Source organism: Kingella pumchi, from assembly GCF_022288825.1.
GTDB classification, from domain to species: domain Bacteria; phylum Pseudomonadota; class Gammaproteobacteria; order Burkholderiales; family Neisseriaceae; genus Kingella_D; species Kingella_D pumchi.
In genome coordinates this window covers 1,395-1,866 of the sequence record NZ_JAKOOW010000013.1, presented here as the reverse complement: position 1 = coordinate 1,866, position 472 = coordinate 1,395, and the positions used below count along the sequence as shown (strand labels likewise).

Genomic DNA, 472 nt, shown 5'->3' with positions numbered 1-472 from the left:
TGCAGACGCTAAAAACAGCATCTACTGGCTGAAAAAAGACGCATTCGGCATGTATAAAAGCGCCGAAGAGCACACCAAACTCAAAGGCTCCCTAAGCTCGTGGATTTGGGTAATGCCCTTGGCAATCGGCTTTGTCGCCTATAACGCCTACAAGCTCAACAACAGCTATCAGTCCAGATTGCAGCCGCAGCAGGCGCAGGAAGCCCAGCCAGAAGCCGGGCAAGGGCAAGCCCAAGGCCAACAGCCAAACGCCCCGCAAAACGCATCAGGCGGCGTTTACGGCCAACAACAACAGATGCAGCAGATGCCTGCCCAAGATCCGAACCGTCCCTTAAGCGCATCCGACTACATCCCCAGCATCGACGGCCAGCCGTGGACGGCACCCATCTATAACGGCCGCAACCGCAACATCCAAACCATGCCTTACCCCGCCGCCTGCGTCAAAAGCGGCAACAAATGCACCTGTTACACC

The 472-nt window shown here is 56.4% G+C and carries 1 pseudogene; it reads left to right on the top strand.

The features are described 5' to 3' along the window. Nucleotides 1–472 (top strand): annotated as a pseudogene (locus MB824_RS03465) (zonular occludens toxin family protein); the annotation flags it as partial.